Origin of the sequence: Paenibacillus silvae (genome assembly GCF_014639235.1) — a bacterium.
Classification (GTDB): Bacteria; Bacillota; Bacilli; order Paenibacillales; family Paenibacillaceae; genus Paenibacillus; species Paenibacillus silvae.
Genome location: NZ_BMFU01000006.1, coordinates 98,919 through 123,833, shown reverse-complemented (window position 1 = coordinate 123,833; position 24,915 = coordinate 98,919). Strand labels below are relative to the sequence as shown.

Sequence of the window (24,915 nt, the reverse complement as noted above, 5' to 3'; positions counted from 1 at the left end):
TATGCAACCGAAGCTTCACGCATCTGTCAGTCGTTTGGAGAGCACATGTATGTGTATCTAGGGCTGAACAGCCAGAACTTCCTTGTAATGCTTGTACATATATACGCGCCAGCGCACAATCATGCCAAAGGCCAGCAGGAAGAACAAACCACCCGTTTGCGGAATGGTGACATATTGCTGGATTACTTCATGCAGGATGAGCCGTACAGCCAGCAGCCCCAGCAAAATAAAGGCAAAGCTGCGGGAGCGTGTGGCAAAAATCTCCTCGCCTACGCGTTCAAACCGGGTGCTGCGAATGAGCGGATACGAGAAAATAAACCAGCCCACCAGCAGTGCGATGAGCGCCCATAATAGCGGAACATGGGTCTCGGGTACAACAAACATAAAAAAGCCTGTGCTCATGCCGAGCGGTGGAATCAATATTTTACGGATCGTGACCGGCCTGTGGCTGGCTTTCATACGGATGAAGATGGCCAGCAGAGCCATAACAAGCATGCCAACGGTCGCCCCGATTTGCAAATAAAACGGAGAGATTTGAGCCACGTAAACGCCCTCTTTCTGGAATAAGATGTTTATTCGGGAATCTGGAATTCTCGAAGCGTGGTGTAACCGGATTTTTCAGTTCCTATTATAGCACAAACCGAAGTGCCCGCTAGAATGTATGTCTTTGGATCGGCGAGCCTTTAAATGAGCATTGCTGCAATTTGAAAAATATGTATTATTGTTCCCGCGTAGCGAGGGTTTATTCGATAATTCAGAGATAAAAAGGGAGAATGGATGCAGAGGTAAAAAGGGAGACTCCATGAGGGAGGAGACAGTGAGGCAACAGTGAAAGTAGCGGTGAAGGTAACAGTGAGTCAACAACGAGTCAACAGTGAGGTAACAGTGAAGGTAACAGTGAAGGTAAATGCCGACTCACAAGATGCTTCATGTCGCTAACGATTCCCAGAAAGCTTATTTGCCCTATTTTCCACCTATTTGAAATGTAACGAATCGCAGAAAGCTTATTGCTTGGATTATCGGCTTATTTCAGCACTTCCAGCCTATTTTTGATGGAATAGCGTTTGTGGGAATCGTTAGATTTTCAAAACGCTTAATATCGGGCATATAACGTTTCTGGGGAGCGTTAGAATTCTGCCCGTTAGTTATAAAATGGGCTCAGCCATACGTCGAAAAAGAATAAAATCACACTTTACAAAAAAAGCGTTTTCAAATTCCGATTTACCGATTATAATAATCACGTAAGCCCTTTCATATGTCTATCTTATTGGAGCCCTTCGCGCAGCGGAAGGCTCACTTTTTTGTGCAAAGAGTTTTCGAGCGCCGTGATTTGGAGCGAGTTCTCAGCAGTTCTGAGAAGATCGCAAGGAGGCTGTAAGTATTGATATATCAGGAAAATTCATCCCTGGAGCATATCAGGATACAGGTGTTGACAAACATAACTGTTATTCCTATAATGACAGTTATACTTACCTTGGATTGAAGTTCAACGGTGCATTAGGCCGGGAAGGGAGTAAGTTATGAACAGCGAATTTACCATTGCGGTACATTGTCTTGTTTTTCTATCCATGAGAAGCGAGTGCATGGCCAACAGTGAAGACCTGTCCCAGAGTGTGGGTACACATCCGGCCAGAGTCCGCAAGGTACTTAGTGTTCTGCGTAAGCATGGTTACCTGACCACAAAGGAAGGTGCTCATGGTGGATATTTGCTCAGCCGTCCGAGCGAGGAGATCAAGCTGGGTGAGTTGTACAGGCTCGTAGCCGGAGGTTCTCTTGGCCCAAGCTGGTGTTCGGGTGAATCGGGTTCACCGTGTAAAGTATCCTCCAACATGCAGGGGGTAATGGGTGCCATATACGATGGAGGAGAAGAGGCGCTGAGTGCTTATTTCGACCGCATATCGATTCTTGACGTGCAGCAAAGCATTGAGCGTGGCGAAAGTCCGTTATCCATGAAGGCATGTTCAGAGTCAAGGCAAGAGCAAGAGAAGTCCTGACGGAGTGCGGCGCTAGGCCGGGCTTACATTTAACTTTTTTCAATAATAGGATGCTGATCCTGCCCAAGATCATTTCTATAAGTGACTTGCAGGACAGGCGTATGCTCGGTGTAAGGTGAATTTGAATGACGGTCATTCCGGGCATAACGTGAACACAGATCGGATGCGTTCGTCTGCGCTGATGTTATTTTCGGAAGGCCTGTGCTTGGGGCGGATTGGCTTTCAAGGCGTGCTTTGCGAACGTAAAAAATAGATAATCCAAACAGAACTAAGGAGTGGAACACATGTCGGCTACTGAAAAAAATGAAACACTTCGCGTCATTAGCGAACGTCACGCGGTTAAAAAGTATGAAAAAGGTTTTGCAATGCCTGAGGCAGACCTGAATGCCATTCTGACGGCAGCTTCCGAAGCACCGTCTTCCTGGAACCTGCAGCACTGGAGATTCCTTGTGATTGAATCCGAAGCGGACAAAGCCAAATTGCTTCCGATTGCTTACGGTCAAACACAAGTTGTTGACAGCTCTGTAACGATTGCTGTTCTGGGTGACCTGGAAGCAAACCGCAATACATTCATCTATGATCAGGCTGTTGAAGCTGGTGCACTGCCTGCTGAAGTTCGTGACGCATTGGTGGGTCAAATTAACGGTGCTTACCAAAACCCGCAAATTGCTCGTGATGAAGCGATTCGCAACGCATCCTTTGCTTCCCAGAACATTATGCTCGCGGCACGCTCCCTCGGTTACGACACTTGCCCAATGGGTGGATACAATCCGCAGCAGTTGATCGAAGCGTTCAACATTCCTGCACGTTTTGTGCCAACATTGCTGATTACTGTAGGTAAAGCTGCTGAGCCGGCTCGTCCGTCAGGCCGTTTCCCACTGTCCGAAGTGGTTGTAAAAGGTTCTTTCTAAGGTCCAACTTTGTGCGGACATTATAGATGCTTATTCCCAGCGAGTACATTACTCTTAACGAGGTGTACTCGCTTTTTCTTTTTGACTTGGCTGCCGCAGGAAGATAGATAGTCTGTCGGTGGTATTGATGCAATTTCTAGCAGATCATGAGCTGATTACGATAGAACCTTTTCAGGAGGATGGCTCGCTCAAAGAAGGCTTGATCGTGGTGGAGATATTCAGAAGACGATCATGCTGTTAAAGGGACTGGACAAACTGAAACTGGCCACAGTCAGCAGAGAAGAAAACGAGACAGGTTCTATACGTTGATCAAGACTCGAAAGGCATAAAAAAATAACAAAGCCTGCAACCTTTCTCCGCAGAAAAGTGCAGGTTTTGTTGATTTGTACGCATTTGCATGGAGAAAACTATTTCTCCGGCGTTTCTGGAATCTGCGGTGTCGTGAAGGAGTTCATGTGCTCAATCGCGTTATACATCATTACCGCAGCTTCAGCGCGGGTGATGGCTTGTTGCGGATGGAATTGACCGTTCGCATCCAGTGTGCTGATTTTTAGTACAAGGGAACGCTGTACTGCTCCCTGGGCATCAGGGGTAAGATCGCTCTCATCCGTGATATCCACTGGCTGGATTTTGATCATCGGCAGTCCGCCTTTAGCCTCGATCGCCTGCATCAGGAATACGGTGTACTGTTCACGAGTCATCGGTTTGGACGGATCGATATCCTGCGGCAGTTTGATGCTGTTGTACTGTGCACGGATAAAAGCATCACTGTACCAGACGCCGTCTTTGACAGCCTTGAAATAGTCGCTAGGCACTGGCATTTTGATAAAACGAATCGCATTCAGGTTAAGGTCCAGTCCGTCCACAATCAGTTGGACCCCTTGAGCTGTATTCAGCTGTTCTTCCGGCTTGAACAAATGATCACTGACCCCCTTGATCAATCCTTCCTGATGGAGGGATTCGATTTTATCTGCTCCAGGTACGCCCTGAATATCGGTAAACTTGGCTGGCGCAGCATGGAGAGGACCTGCACTTAATGTGAGCGTGAGCAGAGCTCCTGCGGTGAAAGCAGCAATGATATTTTTCTTCATCTCGGTGTCGCCTCGCTTTTCCAGGGAAGTTCTTTTCCCTTTATCTTAAAGTGATTTGCCCCTATAGACGACCCTTCTGCTCAAAAGGTTGCTGCAATTTTCCTTAACATTATCCTTTGGATTGGTTTCGGTAATCGGTTGGTGATCGTCCCATGATTTTGCTGAACAGTCTTGAAAAATAGTATGGGTCATTGAACCCCAGCTCGGAGCTGATCTGCTTGACGGTCCAATCGGTAAAATCGAGATATCGGCAGGAATGCTGGATCTTCAGCCGCAAAAAATAATCGATTGGTGAATGCCCTGTCACTTGTTTGAACAATTGAGAGTAATGCGGAACGGACAAGCGGGCATGTGCTGCAAGCTCTTTGAGTGTCACTCCGCTCTCCAGATGCTCCAGCATATATTGCACGGAATGCTCTGCTGCCTGTTTACTGCTCATCACACCGTTGTCTGCTCCAGGAGCATAAGGACCGTAAGCGAGCAGGCCGAGCATATACCCGACAATCTGGGAAGCAAAGGTCATGGTCTGTAAGGAATATCCGGTCTCCAGTACACCATAGCATTCATGAAAAAGCTCGAGCCATCGCTGCGCCTTCGCCGGCGGCATCGTGGATATCTGCTCCTGCTGTGTTAACAAGGGGGCGATGTATGTGTGGGCATGATTTCCGCGCAGGTGAAGCCAGAAAATACTCCACGGGGCCTCTGTATTCGCCCCATAGACGTGAGGAACGTGTGCCGGCAGAATAATCAGGTTACCGGGCTGTACGTTATATGTTTTGCCGTCACCAGTGGAGTACCACCCGGAGCCTTCCGTGCAATACATCAGAATGTGTGAATCACATCCTTCCGGGCGGTCGCGGTAATGATGCTCGGCTTCATGAAAATAACCGATGTCTGTCACATATAAACTTGATGTGATTGGAGAATCGGCAGCTTCCTGCAACAGTAATTCGGGGAGCACAATTAATTTTTGCCGACGAAATCCGTCAGATTTACGTAATAAAGGGGGCCTGTGTGTAGGTCTCATATTTAGTATTATGGTGAGCGTGGGTACAGGAGTCAACGTTAATATGAAAGCGTTATTATGACTTAGTATCCGCAGAGATTAGAAAAGGGTTTGAATGAGGGGGGAGTGGAGGAGCTGGATGGAAGTGCCGGATGGAGGGTTGGATGAAGGAACTGGATGAAAGGTGCTTGATGGAGGAAGCTGGACGAAAGGTGCTTGATGAAAGTGTCGGATGGAGGAGCTGGACGAAAGGTGCTTGATGAAAGATATTGATGGAGGGCTTGGTGAAAGTCTTGCTGAAAGTACTGGACGGAGGGCTTGATGAAGGAGATGAGTCTGCTACTAGTTTTAACGATTCCAGATGAGCTTATTTAAGCGAAATAGGGTTCTCTGGAATTGTAACGATCCCCAGAAACCTTATTTCGCTGAAAACACGAGTTGAACGCCTGTTTTTGTACTGATTCGCCAGAATAAGCTTTCCTCGATTCGTTAGAAAATAAAATTGGGTGATATCACCCAAATAGCGTTTCCTGGATTCGTTAGAAAGTGGTTTCGGTGTGTTCATCTGCATCGTGGAACTTCCGTTCGTCCTAAATTTGGCGCTTTCGTTGAAAAGGTTTATTCTTTCCTGCCGAGCTGGTAAGTAGACTTCCACCTCCAGTGCTCAGTCAATAAAATCTTTAAATCATTAAAATTACTAAGGTGTATTTACTAAATAAGACCTATAGATGGAATTTTATGAATAATTTATAATTAAGAAATTAAAGCGCTTACATAAATCTTATATAAGGTATATTGCGATATTACTCATTCTAGATGCGCTACAGGGCATTGGGCTTACCAATTCAATTGGGGAGGCAATGAAATATGGGACAATCATCGTTATGGAAGCGCACATGGCGCACGATTGGCATGACACTTCTCGGTTCGGCGATGCTTGTGACTTCGCCTGGTTTGAATCACATGCCTGAAGCACATGCAGCGGGTCCGAGGCAGATGGAATTTCTGGATCGCGGCGTAGTCGCGGTAAAAACAGGGAATGGTGTATTTGTCAGCTGGCGACTGCTCGGAACGGAGGGTTCCAATGTGGCCTTCAATGTGTATCGGGATGGTGTGAAAGTGAATGCATCACCCATCACAGGCAGCACCAATCTTCAGGATACGGGCGGGACCAACAATTCGAAATATACGGTTCGTGCCGTCGTTGGCGGAACGGAGCAGGCTGCGTCTGCAGCTGCAAGTGTGTGGGGCAGCAATTATTTGACTGTGCCGCTGCAAATTCCTGCTGGTGGAACGACACCGGATGGCGTGGCCTACACTTACAGTGCTAACGATGCGAGTGCAGGTGATCTGGATGGTGATGGTCAGTATGAGTTGATTGTGAAGTGGGACCCTTCCAACTCCAAGGACAATTCACAGAGCGGTTATACTGGCGAAGTATTCATTGATGCCTACAAATTAAACGGTACTCGCCTGTGGCGGATCAGTCTGGGCAAAAACATTCGTGCAGGCGCTCATTATACTCAGTTTATGGTGTACGATCTCGATGGAGACGGCAAGGCTGAGGTTGCGATGAAAACAGCGGATGGCACCCGCGATGGCACAGGCACGGTGATTGGAGATGCCAGCAAGGACTACCGGAATTCGAGCGGATATGTGTTATCCGGGCCGGAGTTCCTGACCGTCTTCAACGGACAGACGGGAAAAGCGATGTCCACGGTAAACTATGAGCCGGCACGCGGCAATGTCTCGGATTGGGGAGATAATTACGGCAATCGGGTCGATCGTTTTCTCGCAGCCATTGCTTATCTGGACGGTGAACGTCCGAGTCTGGTTATGGCCCGTGGATATTACACGCGAACGGTGCTGGTCGCTTACAACTGGCGGAATGGACAGCTGTCCAAGCTGTGGACCTTCGACTCGAACACCTCCGGCAATTCCGGGTATGCCGGACAAGGGAATCATAATCTGAGTGTGGCTGATGTGGACGGGGATGGCAGAGACGAGATTGTATACGGCGCGATGGCTGTTGACGATAACGGGAGAGGATTGTATACGACCGGATTAAAACATGGAGATGCGATGCATCTGAGTGATCTGGACCCGGACCGTCCGGGGCTGGAGGTATTTCAGGTTCATGAGACTCCATCCAACGCAGGCATATCGTTCCGCGATGCAGGCACAGGTCAGCTCATCTGGGGGATCAAAACGACAAAGGATATTGGACGAGGTATGGCAGCGGATATTGATCCAAGGTACAAAGGTGCTGAAGTGTGGGCAGACGGCAGTCTGTACACAGCCAAAGGTCAGAAGCTGGGTTCAACGCTTCCTTCTTCCACGAACTTTGGCATCTGGTGGGATGGTGATCTGCTGCGCGAACTGCTGGATAGCAATCGGATCGACAAATGGGATTATGCCAACGGCAAAACCATAAACCTGCTGACCGCTTCTGGCGTATCCTCTAATAATGGCACCAAATCTACACCAAGCTTGCAGGCCGATCTCTTTGGAGACTGGCGCGAGGAGGTCGTATGGCGTACGAATGACAGCTCGGCTCTACGAATCTACACCACAACGGCCCTCACAGACAAACGCATCTATACCCTGATGCATGATCCGGTATACCGCCTTGGCATCGCCTGGCAAAATGTAGCCTACAATCAGCCGCCGCACACCGGCTTTTATCTGGGTGAAGGCATGAACCCGCCGCCGGTGCCCAATATCCGGTACGCGGGCAGATAAGGAAAGGCGGGGGAATGGCGCCCGCTTCCAGTCTTTAAATATGAACAGCGAAGTTATGAGCTTCGCTGGAGAGAACAACGAGCGTTGGTTCGTTGTTCTTCTTTTTTTCAAATGGTGAATTCTCTAAAAACTTCTAACTAAAATTCTCTAAAAATGATTCTAAATAAAATTCGGTAAAAAGCGGAAAAAAGGTTTGACAGTCCCATAGACTGCCTTTATTATACGTATATAACTTACTAAACAGGTAGGAATAATTAAAAATGGCTGAGTTTTTGCATAATCGGTCATGACAGACAGATGGCGAATTTAAACATTTGAACAGCATAACGTTCTCACCGTATGGACGGAGGAACACCGCAGCGCATTTTACCGGATGAAGCATACACGGCCTTGGGGTCGGCGTGACTTGATGAAGGAGGGAGCGTGCAGGGGTTCCTCTGTCCTTTTGCTTTTTTTCGGGGCGTTCTGTTGTTCTGCCGACCTGTAGTTGATCACGCAAATATATATCGGGGGGAGTGTACGTTGATGAAAAAGAGAGTTCACAAGGGTATTCTGGTTGGATTGGCACTGGTGTTAACAGGGGTGCTGGCGGCTTGCGGATCGGACAGCGGAGGATCAAGTACAACAGGTGCGGCGACGGGAACAGGTACAGACGGAACGAAGGAAGGCGGCAAAGCGATTGAACTGCTCAACGTCTCCTATGACCCGACACGGGAACTTTATGAGGAATATAACAAGGCATTTGCGGCGCATTGGCTGAAAGAGAAAGGTCAGGAAGTGACCATTAAACAATCTCATGGAGGTTCGGGCAAACAGAGCCGTTCCGTCATTGACGGACTGGATGCAGATGTGGTGACGCTGGCACTCGGCTATGATATTGATGCGATTGAAGATAAAGGTTTGATTAACGCAGGCTGGCAGGAAAAATACGAGCATAACAGCTCACCGTACACGTCCACAATTGTGTTCCTGGTGCGCAAGGGCAATCCGAAGGGCATCAAGGACTGGGACGATCTGATCAAAGGAGACACCCAGGTCATTACACCAAACCCGAAGACATCGGGCGGAGCGCGGTGGAACTATCTGGCGGCGTGGGGTTACGCCTTGAAGCATAACAACAACGATGAAGAGAAGGCAAAGCAGTTCGTGGCAGAGCTGTTCAAGCATGCGCCTGTGCTGGATTCGGGAGCACGCGGGGCAACGACAACATTTGTGGAACGAGGTATTGGTGATGTGCTGCTGGCTTGGGAGAACGAGGCATTCCTGTCGGTAAAGGAGCTTGGGCCGGATAAATTCGACATTGTTCTGCCTTCGATCAGCATTCTGGCAGAACCCCCTGTAGCGATTGTTGATAAAAATGCAGACAAAAAAGGGACACGGGACGTGGCGGATGCCTATTTGAAGTACCTTTACAGTGAGGAAGGGCAGACGATTGCAGCGAAAAACTACTACCGTCCTACACTGGACAGCGTGAAGGATCAATTCAAGGATCAGTTTCCGCAGCTGGAGCTGTTTACGTTAAAAGATGTATTTGGAACGTGGCGGGATACCCAGGCCAAACATTTCAATGACGGAGGCATCTTCGACCAGATTTATGTTCCGGGCAGCTAAGGCAAACCAATAAAAGCACTAATTGCGCTGTACGCGGCCAACCAGCCCTACCGGCTGACGGCAGAGAGGATGAATAGGCATGAGCAAGGGAATTGCGGTCCGGTCAGCAGGACGTACATTACCGGGATTCGGGTTGTCGATGGGGTACAGCGTGCTGTATCTGAGTTTGGTCGTATTGATACCGCTGACCGCATTGCTTTTTAACTCTACGGGATTGACCTGGGGAACCATGCTGGAGGTGGCCTCCAATCCAAGGGTGCTGGCCTCGTTTCGGGTCAGCTTTCTGACAGCGGGCATAGCGGCTTTGATTGATCTTTTTCTGGGCCTGTTGCTGGCCTGGGTACTGGTTCGGTATCATTTTCCGGGCAAAAGGTTATTCGATGCCGTTATTGATCTGCCCTTTGCGCTGCCGACAGCGGTTGCCGGGGTAGCTTTAACGGCAATCTATGCCGGAAATGGCTGGATCGGGCAGATTTTCGAGCCGCTGGGCATCAAGCTGGCATATTCTCAGGCGGGTATAACTTTAGCACTGATGTTCATCGGAATCCCGTTTGTAGTACGGACGGTGCAGCCCGTTCTGGAGGAGCTTGAGGCTGAAGTTGAGGAGGCTGCGGCTACGCTCGGTGCAGGGAGATGGAGAATATTTCGTACGATTCTGCTGCCTGATCTGATCCCGCCGCTGTTGACCGGCTTTGCACTGGCTTTTGCCAGGGGTATAGGCGAGTATGGATCGGTTGTTTTTATTTCGGGCAATATGCCGATGAAAACAGAAATTGCCCCGCTGCTCATCATGTCCAAGCTGGAGCAGTTTGATTATGCAGGTGCTACAGCTGTTGCTTTACTGCTCTTGCTGATCTCATTTATCTTGCTGCTGATCATCAACACACTGCAGCGCTGGAGCCGGAAGGCAGGTAGAGTGTGATTGTGATTAAGGCAGGGGAGAGAAGATGAGAAGATGAGATGAAAGAGAAGAAAAGTGATGAGATAAACAGAAAGAAAAAGATCAGAGTAGAGTAGGGCAGAAAATAAAGCATTTCATAATGACCTCACATCCTGTTGTGCGGCTTGCCTGCTCAGAGCAGCCCCAACGGGATATACTGCCGCTTCGCGGCAAACTCATCTAAACTGAAGGAGGCTATTACATGGCAGGGTCTGTCCCTCTAAGTCCGAGTCCTGTTCCACCTGTAACAAGGAGCCATGGTACAAACCGTGCAACCACAGAAGCGCCATGGGTAAAATGGTCACTCATTGGACTGGCAAGTCTCGTCCTGTTATGGCTGCTGATTCTTCCGCTCGTCATTGTGCTTATGGAAGCTTTGAAACAGGGCTGGGGTGTCTATATCGCTGCGTTAACTGAGCCTGATGCGTGGTCTGCACTGAGGCTGACCCTGCTCGTCGCTGCGATCACCGTTCCATTGAATACGATCTTTGGTGTGGCAGCCGCGTGGCTGATTACTAAATTTCAGTTTAAAGGCAAAGGCCTGTTGATTACACTGATCGACCTGCCCTTTTCCATCTCGCCTGTTGTAGGCGGTCTGATCTTTGTTCTGGTGTTTGGTTCAAATGGATGGTTTGGCCCATGGCTGTCCGAGCATGATATCAAAATTATTTTCGCGCTGCCCGGCATTGTGATTGCAACGTTGTTTATTACATTCCCTTTCGTGGCCAGAGAGCTGATCCCGCTAATGGAGGATCAAGGCACCCGGGAAGAGGAAGCGGCCGTAACGCTGGGAGCCTCCGGGTGGCGCATCTTCTGGAGTGTAACACTGCCTAATATTAAATGGGGCTTGTTATATGGTATTATTCTGTGCAACGCTCGTGCTATGGGGGAGTTTGGAGCCGTGTCAGTGGTGTCCGGTCATATCCGTGGGGAAACAAACACACTACCGCTGCACGTTGAAATTTTGTACAACGAATATCAGTTTTCGGCTTCCTTTGCTGTGGCATCGCTGCTGTTGATCCTGGCCTTGGCCACCCTGCTGCTCAAAAGCTGGCTTGGACATAAAGCCATTTCGGAAAAGGGATAGTGTGGAACGAGAGCTCGGGAAAACAGCTTCAAAAGAAAGCCGCTGTTTGGGATCAAAATATCAATTGACAGCAGCTGGAAGCCCTGATAATGTATAAACCAAGTATATAGGTTGGATAAGAATGAATTATAAATCTTTGATCGAAACGATACCAATTATTGCGGGTAATGACCCGAGAAGGGGAGGCGGCTCTATGGCTAAGCCGTTAAAAGTGGATGAGGTATGGCTGGATCGCATTGCTGGGCAGCTGAATGACATGGAGTTTGGCTCGCTGCACATCGTTGTGCACGAAGGACAGATTGTGCAGATGGAACGAACCGAGCGCAAGCGTTTTGAGAACACATCCTCAAGCGGCGTCTCCAAATCGGGCAATGCTGCCCGAAGCAGCTCCGCGCGTTCTTCGCTTCGTGGGTCAAACGCAAGTGCCAAGGGGGAGAGAAGCAGAAACTAAAGAATAAGATTCGAATGAATCGAACCCAATGCAGTAAGCCAAGGAAGTAAATCGAATGAAATGAACTCAATGTAGCAAACCAAATGAAACAAATCAAGGAAGCAAACCAAATGAAACAAACCTGGAAAGCAAAGCAAAAACCAAAACCAAAACCAAATGAAACCAAGCAAGAAACTCCATTCAGCAAACCAGATGAGCCTAACTGGATGAATTGAACTAAATGCCTTAACTAAATGCATCGACTGAATGCATTAAGGCAAGTGATCATACTGGATGCACCAAACCAAATCAGCCTAAACGAATGTGGCAGATATATTTAACGCTGAAAAAATAACAGGCAGGAATATATGACAGATGATGATAAAAGGCCGGACTTCAAGTCACTGACGTGACCAGAGGACTGCCTTTTTTTATTGTGAGGACGCCATATATTTACTGCTGTATGCTCGAATGGTTGCGTTTATGGATGCATTTCTTGCTGCCCCACATAGCACTTTGAATCATCATTAAGCTAACGAATCCCAGAGACGTTAAATGGACGAAAAACAGCCCTGAAAAAATCTAACGATTCACAGTAACACTATTGAACCATAATATGGTAATTTGGGGCACTTTTCTGTTCAGATTGCCCAAATAACGTTACTAGGAATCGTTAAAATGGATCAGGCCTGATTTATCGCAAAATAAGGTCTGTGGGAATCGTTAGCGCTTATGAAGAGGCGATAGCTCGATCACAACCTCAAGCACAACCTCGAGCTAAAGCAACCTAATCATCTAGAACTAATGAAGCTGCTAAAGCTACCTCGAAAGTTAGGACGAGGCTAAAAAGTAGTGAAAATAGCCACCAAAGTTCGGGCCAAGCTAAAGTAGAGAAAGCTACCCCGAAGGTAGGGCTGAGCTAAAAAGTAGTGAAATCCACCGCGAAAGTTAGGGTGAAGCTAGAAGCAGTGAAAGCCGCACGAGAGTTAGGGACAAGCTAAAGTTAAGAAGGCTACCGTCAAGATAGGGTCGAGCTAAAAAGTAGTGAAAGCTACCGTCAAGATTAGGGCGAGGCTAAAAGTAGAGAAATCCACCGCGAAAGTTAGGGACAAGCCCGAAGTAGCAAAAACCACCACCAAGGCTAGAGCAGAGCTAAAGCAGCGAACCCCCTCAGTCACAGTTACTTTTAGTGGTGAAGGAGTCAAATTCCCAGACTAAAGCAACTGTCGTGCCAAGGCTGCAAGCTTTGGTTAAAACTACTGCACAGCTACTTTCGATGCCAAAGCCGAGCCCCGATTTTTAAAGCTCCAGCTAAGTCGTGGCCCTCTGTACTAGCACTTTCACTCCCGCTACCTGAAATCCCGTTCTTGGGTGTCCGTTTCCCTTCATCTACTACTGTGACCACTATATCATTGTAATAGGCATAGTCACTCTCTCGAATCAAAGGTGCTCCAGCTCTAGAAATACCCTACTGCAATCAATCGTCTTTACGCAGCAAAACGCCGTGCACTTTGAGCAGCACACGGCGTAAAGGATAAAGCGAGTTACTTGTCGGAACCTGATATGGCTCTGCGAGGAATGGTTGGGTAAATGTTCTCCTCTACCACAGGATCGATTGTTGATGCGACTTCATGAACGTTGCTGATATCTTCGCTGTTGGTATGTCCGGCATAGGGACGTTCACTGCGGGAACGTGACCCGGTTAACCCGAAGCCAGAGGCAAACAGAATTAGCTGCAATGCAAGAGCATAAGGGGCTGCCTCAAGTCCGATCAGGTGAAGTAGTGAGCACAGCGCAATTAGCAGCGACAGCCATTTGATTATTGTGCCGGATGTTCCCCGTCTTGGACTGGCCCAGAGCAGATAGCCGTATACGATCGTAAGCATGAGGGAGACGGATTGCATCCAGGGTAAAAGTCCTTCCCAGGAATCCAGATGTATACCTTCTCTCTGAAGCTTGTTGAAGAAACTTCCGAGCAGCAGTGCAGTGGCTGCGAGTGCAGCAGGTTCAGCAGCCGGGCGAATAATGGTCCAGAGTGATCTGCCCCAGTGTACGGAGTGGGTATTCCGGCTAAGTTCCTCTGACAGAGCAGTACATTCACGTTCCAGCGCTTTATGCATAAGAGCAAGTCTGGCAGTATCGTGGTCTTTGACGCAGTCCCGAATCTGGTCCTGAAGCTGCGGGGAGAGGCATGAAGCCGATTTGCAGGCCAGCATTGCTTTTAACAGCTCGTGATGTTCGTGTTCGGATGCTTCATATTTTCGCTGTTCCCAGAGGGTGAGTTGTCCCAAAAGTTCTGTGCTTATGTATAATGTATCTCGTACCTGGTGTATTCGTCGTTCCTGTCCTCTGCGGACCTCACTGGCCGACCACAGGTAAGCTGCCAGAAGCAGGGCAATCATTCCGATCAGTGCCGCTTCGGCACCCGGATATGGCGACAGGTTATCCAACCAATGTTGAAACACAACTTTTCCTCCTTTGTACCAACTTGACGTATTAAACACGTTCCACGCAAGCTTTCTCTCACTATTACACAGGAAGTCAATGAATTCAAGCAGATGGTGCTGCACTTGAAAAATTGAATGTAACAAAGGACAAGAATATTCTATGACGACGCCCGTGATCTCGTAGAAAAGGGAGAAGACACCATGGCTGGCGGTCCGTGAAAGATGCTACTGAACAAGCATGGACAATTTGTACAGGGTGAGTTGCTGAAAAAGATTTCTTGTATCAGAGGATGATCCGGCTTACATTCCACCGATGTTACGGTTGCAGTCCTGGCATAAGGTTAAGAGATCAGAAATTTAATTTGTTTTGAAGGCTGAAGATGAGAGGTTTGAGACGTAATATTGCTTTAATAACAAATATAAATCTCCTGAGTGATTAAAGACCAGAGGATTTTCTTGTATAATGGAAAACTATACAGGCGTATGAATGGAACGATATAACATTTTAACATTGTATCAAAAGACATTTCAGGAGAAAGGGGACCAATGAATGGATGAGGTGAAAATTGAACATGCACCGCCTGCTGCGGTGGAATATTTAGCGCTGCGACAGATGGCCGGTCTTAGTCCGATGAGCAGGGAGGGAGCAGAGATCGGGCTGCCGCGCAGTTTATTTGCGGTATGTCTGCGAGAGGAAGATGTTCTAATCGGTATGGGGAGAGTTATTGGCGATGGCGGCTGTTTTTTTCAGGTGGTAGATATAGCGGTGCATCCTGATCTGCAAGGCAAGGGCTACGGAAAACTCATCATGATCGAAATTATGGATTATTTGCGTAAAGCCGTACCTCCGCGGGGGTTGGTCAGTTTGTTGGCGGATGTGCCTGCGGATCGTTTGTATGCTCAATTTGGTTTTGAATATACGAGTCCCAAGTCAGAGGGCATGTGGTGGAGACAGGGTGACTAGAGACACAAGGAACGTGCAGCAATTGCAATGTCAAACAAAGATTAGCCGCTGATGCGGCTTTTTTGGCGTGGAAAAGATTTGATATGGTGTAAAAGGGAAAAGCAGGTGGATAGATATCCCGAGTGTTGGCTGGAATAGGGAAGGTGAACTTGCAGTTTACAAGTGAGCACAGACGGTTTAAGATGGCGTGAGCCGTTTAAGGTATATAACAACTGGATTAAGTATTAGAATAACGGTATGAATCAGATGAGATGACATCTATAGAAGAGAGGGAATGAATATGAAGGTAGCGATTTTTGGAGCAACTGGAGAGATTGGCAAGACGATTCTGTGGGAATTGATGGACCGTGGGCATGAGGTCACGGCCGTGGTACGTAACCCTTCCAAAGTCGAGATGGTGCATGAGCGCCTGCGTGTAGAGCAGGGAGATGTGCTGAATCCGGATCAGGTAGCTGATTTTTCAGCCGGGCAAGAGGCGGTTGTGAGCGCTTATGGGCCTAAGTTTGGCGAGGAAGAGGAACTGCTGGAGGTGACGCGTTCCCTGATTGAAGGTGTACGCCGTGCAAACGCGGGGCGTCTGGTTGTGGTGGGCGGAGCAGGAAGCCTGCTGACCGATTCGGGCGAGATGCTGATGAATACACCAGGATTCCCGGAGGAAGTGAAGCCGCTTGCGCAAGCTCATGCGGATGCTTACGCGCTGCTGGAAGAGTCCAACATCCACTGGACCTACATGAGTCCGGCTGCAACGATTACGACAGGTCGGAGAACAGGTCAATTCCGAATCGGCATGAACCGTGTGATCACAGATGATCTGGGAGAGAGCACGATTTCGGTTGGAGATTTTGCCGCAGCATTGGTCGATGAGCTGGATGATCCGCAGTTTGTTCAGGCTCGTTTTACGGTGGGATATTAGGTATTAGGGGGAGGCCGTTTGGTTGAAGCCCCGGTATGTGTGAGCTGGTCGTGAGAGTGGAATCAGTAATTGTAAGAGTGAAACGTGTGTAAACGCGTGTATGAAGAGGATCATACAAATAAGCTGGCAGGACGTAAGACCGAAATGCAGGTCGATATATAAGAGACGTGTAATAGTGGTCAAGGTAAGGTGGGCGTTTGCAGGGGAGGTTAAGGAAGCTTGAAAGGGTACGATCTTTTCTTACTTTTCATGATCCAATCCTTGAGCTTACTGGGTACTGGGTATAGCCTTCCGTTTATCTGCTGTCATAACGCCACTTTCAAACCTGCATTCATTCCCTTACTCTCTTCCTTAGAGGCATGGCAAGTAAGTACAAACTATGTAATGGGGAGCAAGATGAGAATAATGGAATTGCAAGTTTAGAGTAGGGGATGTAAGGACGAGTAGAGAGGCGGGTTGTTGGGTGCACGGATGTTGTGACAGTGGAGTAAAATAACCTCGTTCTGGTCAGATTACCCATTCGTATGATTTGGGGAAGGACTGCAAGTCAAATGCGGTTATTGAGGAGGGAACAGTGTTGTATATCGTAACGGCGGAGCAGATGAGGGCAGTGGACGAGCATACGATTCAACAGTTGGGTATTCCTGCGGTCAGCCTGATGGAGAATGCCGGAAGGGCGATAGCTGAAGAGGTAATCCGGCTGTGCCGGGAGAGTCAGCACGGAGGCAGTGACGGATCATATCGCCGACCTGATCGCGGCGATGACATGGAGACGGGCCGGGCACACACAGGGCCTGGCGAACGTGTGGGCAGCGGGAGCGACATCCTCGCCGATCCGGCGCTGATGATGTCGCATCCCGGTGATCAGCATTGGTACATGCTGATCGGCAAGGGCAACAATGGCGGTGACGGGCTGGTTGCGGCGCGCCATTTGGTTGAAGCGGGGCTGGGCGTAACGCTTGTTTACGCCGATGCCCCTGAGGCGCTGCGGGGCGAAGCCGCTGTGCAAAGGGATGCCGCTGCGAAGCTCGGCATGCCTGCCGTTGTCCACGGGCGTGAAGCCGTGGACTTCAGCCGGTGCACAGGCATCGTGGATGCGCTGCTGGGCACCGGCTCGCGGGGGGCGCCGCGCGGAGCGTACGCGGCGCTGATTCGGGCGGCGAACGACAGCGGTAAGCCAGTCGTGTCCGCCGATGTTCCGAGCGGGCTGAACGCCGACACAGGGGAGGTGTACGAGCCCTGCATTCGAGCCCGGGTCACCGTGTGCCTCGCGCTGCTCAAGCGCGGGCTGGTGCAATACCCGGGCGCAGCTGCCGCAGGGCGCACTGTGGTGCGCGCCATCGGCATTCCTGCGCGGCTCGCGCCGGAGCATGGCCCCTCGGTTCGTCTGCTGACGGACGAGGTGCTGCGTGATGCGCTGCGCGTGGACACGGGCCGTCTCCGGGACCCGGACGGTCATAAAGGCACCTACGGCCACGTATTGGTGGCCGCAGGCAGTATGCCAATGAGCGGCGCAGGACTGCTCTCGGCCAAGGCCGCGCTCCGCGCGGGGTGCGGGCTCGCCACATGGGCGCTGCCCGCGGCGCTGCTGCCGCATGTCATCGGCACCGTGCCCGAGCTTATGCTTGCCGCCGCAGCCGATGGCAACAGCGGCGAATGGAACGCGGCCTCCGCCGCAGCTGTGCTGCGCCTTGCGGAGAGCCGCGACGTGCTCGCGACCGGCCCGGGGCTCGGTCGCTTCCAGAGCGACACCGACTGGCTGCGCAGTCTGTGGCAGCACACGGATCGCCCGCTCGTCATTGACGCGGACGCCCTCAACATGCTGGCAGACGCAGGCCCGGATGGGCCACGCGCCTGGGGCCAGCGCAGTGCGGCGACGATCCTTACGCCGCACCCCGGCGAGATGAGTCGACTGCTGGGCATGTCGACCCTCGAGGTGCAGCGTGACCGGATCGGGCACGCAGCACGGTACGCCCGCGAGCAGGGCGTGACCCTTGTGCTCAAAGGAGCACGAACGGTCATCGCAACGCCTTCCGGCGAGGCGTACATCAACACCACCGGCCACGCCGGCATGGCAACGGGTGGCGCGGGGGACGTATTGACCGGAATTATCGCCGGTCTGCTCGCCCAAGGGCTGAACGCAGAGCAGGCTGCCGCATTCGGCGTATACCTGCATGGGCAGGCCTCCGAACGGGCAGCCCTGCTGCGCGGCCATCCTTCATCGTTGCTGGCTGGAGATATCCTCGACGCATTGTGAGGCACATGGGGTAACTTGTTTGCCAACCACATGAAAGTGTGTCACACGTCATTATGGCACCCCTACCATAAACATATCAAAAGGAGCTTGCCATGATGTGATGGGCGGGCTCCTTTTTGATGCTGTAAATGAAGTTACTGTTAAAATACCGATTCTGTTGCCTGCCTTAAGCAGCCTCAAACAGAGCCAAGCAGCATCTAACAGCCTCAACAGCCCTCAACAGCACCAAACATTATACTCTTCACTGCCGAAGTAGAAACCGAAGCTCTAGCATTGCTCGTCTAACCAGTACAAGTCCGTCTCAATCAAGTTACTCGAACCCAGCGCAGTACAAGTCCCACCGTAGTCACACTATTCGAAACTAACCTTTATCCTTCCGCAGCTAAGACCTGAAAATGAAAACAATTCCGCTGCAGCTCAGAGATGTGTCTTCTACAAATCCTCATTTTTCAGCTTGCAAAAATTCTAACGATTCGTAGAAACCTTATATGGAGTATTTTTGCTACTTTTAATTTCTAACGATCTCAGGAAACCTTATTTCAAGTATTTCACATGAAAACAGGTCAGTTTCTTTGATTTTAGGGGGAATAAGCTCTCTGGGAATCGTTAGAATTCCAGAAAGCCCAAAATCTCACAAATAAGGTCATCTGAGATCGTTACACTTACATTCACACTCACACTCAAATATACCCGGAACTTTGTTGTGTCACGAATATGTGCCCACCAGCGTCTGTATGACTGGAGCTCAACCAATATGTTTAATATGTGCCCACCAGCGTTTGTATGACTGGAGCTCAACCAATATGTTTAATATGTGCCCACCAGCGTTTGTATGACTGGAGCTCAACCAATATGTTTAATATATGCCCACCAACATCTGCATAACTGTCACATTGTGCTTGCGATGATTGCATTATCACTGTGATATTTGCATCATCCCTTCGATATTTGCACCATGTCAGCGATATTTGCACCATGTCAGCGATATTTGCACCATGTTAGCGATATTTTTATCATTCCTACGGTGTGATTGGTTCTACCAGGCCGCGATAGAGCCATCTGTCCGGCTCTCTGTACCTCCGCACAGTACGCCTGTATCCGGGTTGCGCCAGATGATCTGTCCACGTCCAAACTGGGAGGTGTCCAGCTCGGTGCGGATGTCGTGTCCTTTGCGGGCGAGCGCTTGGGCAATATGCTGCGGGAAGCCCTGCTCTACGAGCACCGTTTTATCCTTCATCCACTGCCAGCGCGGCGAATCGAGGGCTGCTTGTGGATTCAGGTGGTAATCGATCGTATTCATCACGACCTGCACATGACCTTGGGGCTGCATGAAACCGCCCATGACTCCGAATGGACCAACAGCCACATCGCCGCGTGTCAGGAATCCGGGGATAATTGTATGATACGTGCGTTTACCTGGCTCCAGAGCGTTCGCATGCAGAGGGTTGAGTGAGAAGTTATGTCCGCGGTTCTGGAGTGAGATGCCTGTGTCCGGCACCACCAGTCCTGACCCAAAGCCCATATAATTACTCTGGATAAAAGAAACCATGTTGCCTTCGCCATCTGCGGCTGCCAAATAAACAGTCCCGCTTGCGCGCGGATCACCAGCTTCTGGTGCCTGTGCCGTGTAGACAATAAGCTTGCGCCGTTCTGCGGCGTAGGCCTCGGATAACAGCTCTTCCACGGAAATACCCATCTTGCGTTCTTCCGTAATGTATTTTTCCCCATCGGCAAAAGCCAGCTTCATCGCCTCCAGCTGCCGATGATAACTGATGACAGTTTCCTTCTCGGCAAAGTCGAAGCCCTTCAGCAGATTGAGTGCGGAGAGGGCAATCAGCCCTTGCCCGTTCGGCGGAATCTCCCACACATCGAAGCCGCGATAAGATACCGAGATCGGATCAACCCATTCCGGCCGGAAAGCCTTCAGGTCATCACGAGTCAGGTAACCGCCGTGCTCGGCCAGAAAAGCGTGAATGCGCTCCGCCAGTTCTCCTTCGTAAAAGTCTCGCGCTTCGCTCTCGCCAATCCGGCGCAACGTGGCCGCATGGCCCGGCGAGCGCCACAGCTCCCCCGCAGCGGGCACGCGCCCGCCAGGGGTAAACGTCTCAAACCACGCACGCCCTGCATCCGCATCGCCCTGGCGTGCATAGACCTCGGCCGCCCGCGCCCAGTGGCGGGCCAGCCCCGGCGCAAGCGGATAACCTTCCTCCGCATAGCGGATGGCCGGTTCCAGCACTTGCGCCAGCGTGAGCCGTCCAAAACGACGGCTCAGCTCCGCCCACCCCGCCGGTGCGCCAGGCACCGTCACCGGCACAACCCCCAGCTTCGGCATCTCCGTATAGCCTGCCGCATGCAGCGCCTCAATCGAAATGCTCTGAGGCGCAGGCCCACTGGCATTCAGGCCATGCAGCTTGCCCTCCGTCCAGACGAGGGCAAAAGCATCGCCACCAATGCCATTGGACGTTGGCTCCAGCACGGTGAGTGCTGCCGCAGTAGCAATGGCGGCATCGATGGCATTGCCGCCTTGCTTCAAAATATCCAGCCCCGCTTGTGCCGCCAGCGGCTGTGAAGTAGCAACCATACCTTGCTTGGCATAGACGGGTACCCGGTAGGAGGGATAGGGTTGGTAGAGAGAATCAAAGTTCATGGTGGGTCAGCTCCTTGTCGCGAGATGTCAGATTTTGTTTTAACCGAAGCGATAGCTCCTAAACCCTTTTCGCAACCAGACCGCCAAACTCCTGCTAAACGCTCCAAATCCAACCTATCCTCCGTATCTATGTGTTTCATTGGCAATCAAACGTATATAGAATCAGCTGCAGCTGCATAAGCTTACGTAGTTACCATATCGCCGCCGTTCACATGAATGCATTCACCCGTAACATAGGAGGAATCACGCGATGCCAGATAGACGTATGCTGCTGCAAGTTCATAGGGCTGGCCTGCCCGGCCCATTGGCGTATCTGTGCCAAACACCTGCACATCCTCAGCCGAGAAGCTGGACGGAATAAGCGGAGTCCAGATTGGACCCGGAGCGACAGCATTTACCCGAATACCTTTATCTGCCAGAGATTGGGAAAGTACACGCGTGAGCGATACGACCGCTCCCTTGGTTGAGGAATAATCAATGAGTCGCACATCACCTTTGTAGGCCGTAATGGAAGCCGTGTTGATGATGGATGCTCCTTTGCACAGATGCGGAAGGGCGCTCTGGATCAGGAAAAAATACGAGAACACATTGGTCTGAAACGTATGATAGAGCTGCTCCTCCGAGATGTCGACAATGCTCTGCTGCACGTATTGCACGGCGTGGTTGTTGACCAGCACATCCATTTTGCCGAACGTTTCCATTGTCTTGCGAATGACCTGTTCACAATTGGGCTTCAGCCGCAGATCGGTTTCAATCAACATACAGCGCTGACCCAGCTCCTCGATCCGGCTGCGTGTCCATTCAGCGTCTTCCCGTTCGTATAAATAAGCAATAACAACGTCTGCCCCTTCCTTGGCAAAAGCGATCGCTGCCGCCCGTCCAATGCCGCTGTCGCCGCCAGTAATAATCGCAACTTTGCCTTGAAGCTTGCAGCTGCCAATATAAGCAGGGTCCTCGCTGATTGGCTCGGGAACCATTAACGTCTCCAGACCGGGCTGTTGATCCTGATGCTGGGGCGGAAAAGCCAGCTTTTGCGGTTTACACACCGTTTTCTCACCGTAAAATGGATAGACCGGGTTCATCGTTTGCATAACCTCCTAGAACATTTCTTGATAAGCCTACCCTATGCATTCGCCTAGAGGAAGGTGCGGTGTGAACCGATGAGAATGCTTGTTTTCTTCAGGAAACATATACCATAATAAGGATGTATCTCTTTAAAATAACCGGAGGTGTCAGGAGCCATATGAATATTCAGGGAATCAACCATTTATGCTTTTCCGTATCCAATCTGGAGCAATCCATTACATTCTTTGAGCAGGCTCTAGGTGCCCGAATACAGGTTAAAGGGCGCAAGCTGGCTTACTTTGAACTGGCCGGGCTTTGGATTGCTTTGAATCAGGAGGATGTTCTTCGTAATTATACGGAACGTACCTATACCCATATCGCCTTTACTGTAAAAGAAGAGGAGTTTGAAGCATCGGTAGAGCAGCTGCGAGCAGCCGGAGCCGATATTATTCCCGGAAGACCAAGAGATGCGAAGGATGGGAAATCAGTTTATTTTACAGACCCGGACGGTCATTTATTTGAACTGCACACAGGCAGTTTGCAGCAGCGGCTGAAATATTATCGTGAGGAAAAACCACATATGACGTTTTATTCGTGAAATTTGCAGGAAAATGGAGGTAAATGGCAATTAACGTATTTTAAGTCACTGAAAATGTCCGTAAGATATAGTATAGGTCACCTTGATACGATGACCGGTCTGATGTTGATTAAAACATGAGGAGAGATAAATATGGAGAAAAGAGGTACGAAATGGCTTGCTGCTGCAACGCAGCTCGGTTTTGTTATTATCATGCTTGTACCCTTCATTTCGGGACAGCTTCATATCTACGGGCTCCGTGGAGGACTGGTCCAAACTTACGGACAGCATATTTTGGTGCCAAACCAACCAATGAACGTTTCGTTGGAACTGAACGATCCGGTTCCTACTCGCTGAGCACAGCACAGGATGTATTCTGGAAGCTGGGTTCATTCATGTGAAGGGGCTCTGCAAGGAGCCCCTTCATTTAATTCGCTCACCCGATTCTCCCTAGTTGTTAGGTGAAGATCGTTTACCTGATATAAGATTTGTAGTCCTCATAGCTCATTTTAGGTTCCTGCAAACTCAACCGAATAAGCTGCTGGCTGATATCTGCCTCGCGACTGGCGGCGATTCGTTTAAGCAGATCATGACTCATTCTTAGAAAATAGTAGCTTTGATCACGGTTATTTTTCTCATGAAATACGATGCCCAGCAGGCGGTATAACTTGGCACGAAGCATGCCTTCATCCTGGAGCTCCAGCAGCTGAAGGGCTTCTTTTATAATCGATTCTGCTTGCTCGGGGTTATTCTCCTCCAGATACACTTTACTGATTTCCTCCAGTATGGAAGCCTTCTTGTGAGGAAGCTTGCGCTGGTCATAGATTACTGCACATTCATTGAGCAGCCCAAGGGCTTCTTTTTTGTGTCCCATGTGAAGTTGAATGACAGCGAGATTGTGAAGTGCCAGAACATAGGAGTCGCTGTTTGCCTGTTTATAGGCTTCTACGGATTTTTTAGTCCAATCCTGACTTAACAGCATATGATCTTCATGATTCGACATATAATAGGCTTTACCCAGACCCATCGTGATTTCTCCGTATAATTCCGCTTGTCCCGTCATACGGGCTTCCTTCTCCGCTTTGATATAATATCCCAGACCCTCGTCCACATTGCCCAGACGTAAATGGGTTGTGCCAAGATAAGTTAATGCGCAGATGTATTCATGATGCAGATGTTTGAGTCGGCTGCTGTAAGTATGTGCCTGCTCATAATATTTCCGGGCATCATGATATAGTTCTGCATGAAACGCGGCTCGTCCCATTTCCAGATAATACGCTACAATATGCTCCCGATCTCCCGTCTGGATAATTGTAAAAGATGCCAGATCCCCCTCATCCAAAGTGCGCCGATATTCCCCAAGCCGATTGTAACTCCGCAGAATGAGCAGATAGGCCTCAGATTGATCCGAGATATCCTCTGTTAGTGTCAGCACTTTATGTGCTATACGTATGCAATCAGAGTCGTTTTGCGCAGCATAGCAGGCTTTGGCCTTGTCCAGAACAGCCTGAGCAATATCATTGTCTGCCTGCGCGCTTCCCCCTACAAAAAACTCCACGGGTGTATGAAGTCTTCTGGCGATGATTTTCAACACGCGGTGAGAAGGAACGGCCCTGCCTTTTTCGATAAGGCTTATGTAGGAACGTGTCATATCCTCACCTGCAAGTTGTTTCTGGGACAGTCCCAGCTGCTCACGGATTTTTTTGATTTTGGGTCCGATCATCCTCATTCACCATCCCTTGCATATAGTTTTAAGCGTTGAAAATGGATGGGTATACTGCATCCACAGAGTGAGCAAAAGCCGGGGTAAGTAAGGTTGAGGTTCATTTACCTCCATTTACAGTTTAAATGTGATTTGGAAGATTATAGAATGATAGTATCCAAGATGAAAGGAGGAAAAATGAATGGTGATTAAAGCGACTCCCATTACACTGGAGCAATTGAAGCGCAAAGAAATTGAAGCTTCACAATTGGAAGTAAATGGGCTGGGCGAGGCACGTGAAGTGAGTGCTCGTGCAGCCGAAGCCCGTGCGCTTGAAGCTCGCGCAGTAGAAGCCCGAGCGGTGGAAGCTCGTGCACTTGAAGCCCGTGCTTTGGAAGCTCGTGCACTTGAAGCTCGCGCTTTGGAAGCACGCGCAGCAGAAGCTCGTGCTTTGGAAGCCCGTGCAGCCGAAGCTCGCGCTTTGGAAGCCCGTGCAGTCCTGGCTCGTGCCTAATGTTCTACTTACTTAAA

General features: G+C 49.9%; 20 protein-coding genes. 13 read left to right on the top strand and 7 right to left on the bottom strand.

Translation table 11 applies throughout. The features are described from left to right. Positions 1–57: 57 nt before the first annotated feature. Positions 58–543 (bottom strand): CcdC family protein, encoded by a 486-nt coding sequence (locus tag IEW26_RS19905; protein ID WP_184189123.1) that lies wholly within the window; start codon positions 541–543, stop codon positions 58–60. A gap of 977 nt (positions 544–1,520) precedes the next feature. Between IEW26_RS19905 and IEW26_RS19900 the strand changes: the two genes are divergently transcribed. Together IEW26_RS19900 and IEW26_RS19890 are read left to right on the top strand one after the other, a co-directional pair. Beyond that, positions 1,521–1,994 (top strand): RrF2 family transcriptional regulator, encoded by a 474-nt coding sequence (locus tag IEW26_RS19900; RefSeq protein WP_145405661.1) that lies wholly within the window; start codon positions 1,521–1,523, stop codon positions 1,992–1,994. Between the two features lie 284 nt (positions 1,995–2,278). Beyond that, positions 2,279–2,905 (top strand): nitroreductase family protein, encoded by a 627-nt coding sequence (locus tag IEW26_RS19890; protein ID WP_111269259.1) that lies wholly within the window; start codon positions 2,279–2,281, stop codon positions 2,903–2,905. Between the two features lie 407 nt (positions 2,906–3,312). Here the strand turns inward: IEW26_RS19890 and IEW26_RS19880 are convergent, their stop codons facing one another. Both IEW26_RS19880 and IEW26_RS19875 read right to left on the bottom strand, forming a co-directional pair. Continuing rightward, on the bottom strand, positions 3,313–3,996 hold the full coding sequence (locus IEW26_RS19880) for an S-layer homology domain-containing protein (RefSeq protein WP_111269258.1): 684 nt from the start codon (positions 3,994–3,996) through the stop codon (positions 3,313–3,315). A 109-nt stretch (positions 3,997–4,105) separates the two neighbouring features. Continuing rightward, positions 4,106–4,957, bottom strand: a complete 852-nt coding sequence (locus IEW26_RS19875; protein WP_188593593.1) for an AraC family transcriptional regulator — start codon at positions 4,955–4,957, stop codon at positions 4,106–4,108. A 978-nt stretch (positions 4,958–5,935) separates the two neighbouring features. Here IEW26_RS19875 and IEW26_RS19870 point away from each other — a divergent pair. The 5 genes from IEW26_RS19870 to IEW26_RS19850 all read left to right on the top strand — a co-directional run bounded on the left by IEW26_RS19870 (position 5,936) and on the right by IEW26_RS19850 (position 11,833). Next, positions 5,936–7,744, top strand: coding sequence for a rhamnogalacturonan lyase (locus IEW26_RS19870; RefSeq protein WP_229729956.1), 1,809 nt, complete (start codon positions 5,936–5,938; stop codon positions 7,742–7,744). A gap of 525 nt (positions 7,745–8,269) precedes the next feature. Beyond that, positions 8,270–9,355, top strand: coding sequence for a sulfate ABC transporter substrate-binding protein (locus tag IEW26_RS19865; protein WP_188593592.1), 1,086 nt, complete (start codon positions 8,270–8,272; stop codon positions 9,353–9,355). Between the two features lie 79 nt (positions 9,356–9,434). Further along, complete coding sequence (gene cysT / locus IEW26_RS19860; protein ID WP_188593591.1) at positions 9,435–10,277, top strand: sulfate ABC transporter permease subunit CysT; 843 nt, start codon at positions 9,435–9,437, stop codon at positions 10,275–10,277. A gap of 220 nt (positions 10,278–10,497) precedes the next feature. Further along, positions 10,498–11,382: a sulfate ABC transporter permease subunit CysW gene (gene cysW / locus IEW26_RS19855; protein ID WP_145405667.1), complete on the top strand. Its 885-nt coding sequence runs from the start codon at positions 10,498–10,500 to the stop codon at positions 11,380–11,382. Between the two features lie 193 nt (positions 11,383–11,575). Beyond that, positions 11,576–11,833, top strand: coding sequence for a YezD family protein (locus tag IEW26_RS19850; protein ID WP_188593590.1), 258 nt, complete (start codon positions 11,576–11,578; stop codon positions 11,831–11,833). A 1,523-nt stretch (positions 11,834–13,356) separates the two neighbouring features. On the opposite strand, the gene IEW26_RS19845 is transcribed toward IEW26_RS19850, so the two are convergent. Further along, positions 13,357–14,277, bottom strand: a complete 921-nt coding sequence (locus IEW26_RS19845) for a hypothetical protein (RefSeq protein ID WP_188593589.1) — start codon at positions 14,275–14,277, stop codon at positions 13,357–13,359. Positions 14,278–14,809: 532 nt separating this feature from the next. Between IEW26_RS19845 and IEW26_RS19840 the strand changes: the two genes are divergently transcribed. From IEW26_RS19840 to IEW26_RS19830, 3 genes are all read left to right on the top strand, one after another. Continuing rightward, on the top strand, positions 14,810–15,223 hold the full coding sequence (locus IEW26_RS19840) for a GNAT family N-acetyltransferase (protein ID WP_184191623.1): 414 nt from the start codon (positions 14,810–14,812) through the stop codon (positions 15,221–15,223). A gap of 280 nt (positions 15,224–15,503) precedes the next feature. Next, positions 15,504–16,136 (top strand): NAD(P)-dependent oxidoreductase, encoded by a 633-nt coding sequence (locus IEW26_RS19835; RefSeq protein WP_111269247.1) that lies wholly within the window; start codon positions 15,504–15,506, stop codon positions 16,134–16,136. Positions 16,137–16,713: 577 nt separating this feature from the next. After that, complete coding sequence (locus IEW26_RS19830; RefSeq protein WP_188593588.1) at positions 16,714–18,393, top strand: NAD(P)H-hydrate dehydratase; 1,680 nt, start codon at positions 16,714–16,716, stop codon at positions 18,391–18,393. Between the two features lie 1,036 nt (positions 18,394–19,429). On the opposite strand, the gene IEW26_RS19825 is transcribed toward IEW26_RS19830, so the two are convergent. Both IEW26_RS19825 and IEW26_RS19820 read right to left on the bottom strand, forming a co-directional pair. After that, positions 19,430–21,040 carry a gamma-glutamyltransferase family protein gene (locus IEW26_RS19825; protein ID WP_188593587.1) on the bottom strand — a complete coding sequence of 537 codons (1,611 nt, stop codon included), beginning with the start codon at positions 21,038–21,040 and terminating at the stop codon, positions 19,430–19,432. Positions 21,041–21,222: 182 nt separating this feature from the next. After that, positions 21,223–22,122: an SDR family oxidoreductase gene (locus IEW26_RS19820; RefSeq protein ID WP_145405673.1), complete on the bottom strand. Its 900-nt coding sequence runs from the start codon at positions 22,120–22,122 to the stop codon at positions 21,223–21,225. 161 nt (positions 22,123–22,283) lie between these two features. On the opposite strand from IEW26_RS19820, the gene fosB reads away from it, so the two are divergent. Then, the gene (gene fosB, locus IEW26_RS19815; protein WP_145405674.1) at positions 22,284–22,703 is read left to right on the top strand and encodes a metallothiol transferase FosB; all 420 of its coding nucleotides are present in this window, start codon (positions 22,284–22,286) and stop codon (positions 22,701–22,703) included. Positions 22,704–22,835: 132 nt separating this feature from the next. After that, entirely contained in the window at positions 22,836–23,039 is a 204-nt protein-coding gene (locus IEW26_RS19810; protein WP_111269242.1) for a hypothetical protein, read from the top strand. A gap of 115 nt (positions 23,040–23,154) precedes the next feature. Here IEW26_RS19810 and IEW26_RS19805 read toward each other — a convergent pair whose 3' ends face one another. Further along, complete coding sequence (locus IEW26_RS19805; protein WP_188593586.1) at positions 23,155–24,405, bottom strand: helix-turn-helix domain-containing protein; 1,251 nt, start codon at positions 24,403–24,405, stop codon at positions 23,155–23,157. Between the two features lie 181 nt (positions 24,406–24,586). On the opposite strand from IEW26_RS19805, the gene IEW26_RS19800 reads away from it, so the two are divergent. After that, positions 24,587–24,898, top strand: a complete 312-nt coding sequence (locus tag IEW26_RS19800) for a hypothetical protein (protein WP_111269240.1) — start codon at positions 24,587–24,589, stop codon at positions 24,896–24,898. Positions 24,899–24,915 lie beyond the last annotated feature (17 nt).

Bases quoted from the DNA above. Each gene is read 5' to 3' on its own strand.
- IEW26_RS19900 (WP_145405661.1), top strand. From the start codon at position 1,521: ATGAACAGCGAATTTACCATTGCGGTACATTGTCTTGTTTTTCTATCC.
- IEW26_RS19890 (WP_111269259.1), top strand. From the start codon at position 2,279: ATGTCGGCTACTGAAAAAAATGAAACACTTCGCGTCATTAGCGAACGT.
- IEW26_RS19880 (WP_111269258.1), bottom strand. From the start codon at position 3,996: ATGAAGAAAAATATCATTGCTGCTTTCACCGCAGGAGCTCTGCTCACG.
- IEW26_RS19870 (WP_229729956.1), top strand. From the start codon at position 5,936: ATGCTTGTGACTTCGCCTGGTTTGAATCACATGCCTGAAGCACATGCA.
- IEW26_RS19865 (WP_188593592.1), top strand. From the start codon at position 8,270: ATGAAAAAGAGAGTTCACAAGGGTATTCTGGTTGGATTGGCACTGGTG.
- cysT (WP_188593591.1), top strand. From the start codon at position 9,435: ATGAGCAAGGGAATTGCGGTCCGGTCAGCAGGACGTACATTACCGGGA.
- cysW (WP_145405667.1), top strand. From the start codon at position 10,498: ATGGCAGGGTCTGTCCCTCTAAGTCCGAGTCCTGTTCCACCTGTAACA.
- IEW26_RS19850 (WP_188593590.1), top strand. From the start codon at position 11,576: ATGGCTAAGCCGTTAAAAGTGGATGAGGTATGGCTGGATCGCATTGCT.
- IEW26_RS19840 (WP_184191623.1), top strand. From the start codon at position 14,810: ATGGATGAGGTGAAAATTGAACATGCACCGCCTGCTGCGGTGGAATAT.
- IEW26_RS19835 (WP_111269247.1), top strand. From the start codon at position 15,504: ATGAAGGTAGCGATTTTTGGAGCAACTGGAGAGATTGGCAAGACGATT.
- IEW26_RS19825 (WP_188593587.1), bottom strand. From the start codon at position 21,040: ATGAACTTTGATTCTCTCTACCAACCCTATCCCTCCTACCGGGTACCC.
- IEW26_RS19820 (WP_145405673.1), bottom strand. From the start codon at position 22,122: ATGAACCCGGTCTATCCATTTTACGGTGAGAAAACGGTGTGTAAACCG.
- fosB (WP_145405674.1), top strand. From the start codon at position 22,284: ATGAATATTCAGGGAATCAACCATTTATGCTTTTCCGTATCCAATCTG.
- IEW26_RS19810 (WP_111269242.1), top strand. From the start codon at position 22,836: ATGGAGAAAAGAGGTACGAAATGGCTTGCTGCTGCAACGCAGCTCGGT.
- IEW26_RS19805 (WP_188593586.1), bottom strand. From the start codon at position 24,405: ATGATCGGACCCAAAATCAAAAAAATCCGTGAGCAGCTGGGACTGTCC.
- IEW26_RS19800 (WP_111269240.1), top strand. From the start codon at position 24,587: ATGGTGATTAAAGCGACTCCCATTACACTGGAGCAATTGAAGCGCAAA.